1 protein-coding gene and 1 pseudogene are annotated in these 1274 nt (G+C 61.5%); both read right to left on the bottom strand.

The features are described from left to right. Positions 1 to 144: 144 nt before the first annotated feature. Positions 145 to 1164, bottom strand: coding sequence for a ketol-acid reductoisomerase (gene ilvC, locus EN893_RS34405; RefSeq protein WP_013531065.1), 1020 nt, complete (start codon positions 1162 to 1164; stop codon positions 145 to 147). A 25-nt stretch (positions 1165 to 1189) separates the two neighbouring features. Next, positions 1190 to 1274: pseudogene (locus EN893_RS40130) on the bottom strand (TetR/AcrR family transcriptional regulator); the annotation flags it as partial.

The following is a 1274-nucleotide window of genomic DNA, read 5'->3' on the forward strand; positions in this document are numbered from 1 at the left end:
GTTCAGGGGCGGGTCGCTTCAACATGACCCAGTGAATCAAAAACCCCCAGCAAATGCCAGGGGTTTGTCAGCAGTCTGAACGGCGCCACTTGGCGCCGTTTTTGTTCATGGAAGCCGCTGTTTTCGAGCGCTTGTGGATTTCGCTCAGTTCTTGGCCTTGTCGACCAGCTTGTTCTTGGAAATCCAGGGCATCATCGCGCGCAGCTTGGCGCCGACTTCCTCGATCTGGTGGCTGTCATTGTTGCGGCGGATGCCCTTGAAGCGGGACATGCCGGCGCGGTATTCCTGCATCCATTCCGAGGTGAATTTTCCCGTCTGGATGTCCTTCAGCACGCGCTTCATCTCGGCCTTGGTCTCGGCGGTGATGATGCGCGGACCCGAGACATATTCGCCCCATTCGGCGGTGTTCGAGATCGAGTAGTTCATGTTGGCGATGCCGCCTTCATAGATCAGGTCGACGATCAGCTTGACCTCGTGCAGGCACTCGAAATAGGCCATCTCAGGCGCGTAGCCGGCTTCCACCAGCGTCTCGAAACCGGCCCGGATCAGTTCGACCAGACCGCCGCACAGCACGACCTGCTCGCCGAACAGATCGGTCTCGCATTCCTCGCGGAAATTGGTCTCGATGATGCCCGAGCGGCCGCCGCCGACGCCGCAGGCGTAGGACAGCGCCAGGTCGAGCGCATTGCCCGAGGCATCCTGGTTGACGGCGACCAGGCACGGCACGCCGCCGCCCTTCTGGTATTCGCCGCGCACCGTGTGGCCGGGACCCTTCGGCGCGATCATGACGACGTCGACAGTCGACTTCGGTTCGATCAGGCCGAAATGCACGTTGAGGCCGTGCGCGAAGGCGATCGCCGCACCGTCGCGGATGTTCGGCGCGATCTCGTTTTTGTAGATGTCGGCCTGCAGTTCGTCCGGCGTTGCCATCATCATCAGGTCGGCCCATTTGGCGGCGTCCGCCACGCTCATCACCTTGAGCCCATCGGCCTCGACCTTCTTGGCGGTCGCCGAGCCGGCCTTGAGACCGATGGCGATTTCCTTGGCGCCGGAATCCTTGAGGTTGAGCGCATGCGCCCTGCCCTGGCTGCCGTAGCCGATGATGGCGACCTTCTTGCCCTTGATCAGATTGAGATCGGCATCACGATCGTAATAGACGCGCATTTTGTCTTCCTTCCCGTTTTATGAATCAGAGGCCCTGCGGCCCGGTTTTTGCTCCGAAAAGAGCGAGAAACTGCTGCGTCGCGCGCGCGGCATCGCCGCCGATCGCCGCC

It is taken from the genome of Mesorhizobium sp. M7A.F.Ca.CA.004.04.2.1 (genome assembly GCF_004022825.1).
In the GTDB taxonomy this organism is placed as follows: Bacteria; Pseudomonadota; Alphaproteobacteria; order Rhizobiales; family Rhizobiaceae; genus Mesorhizobium.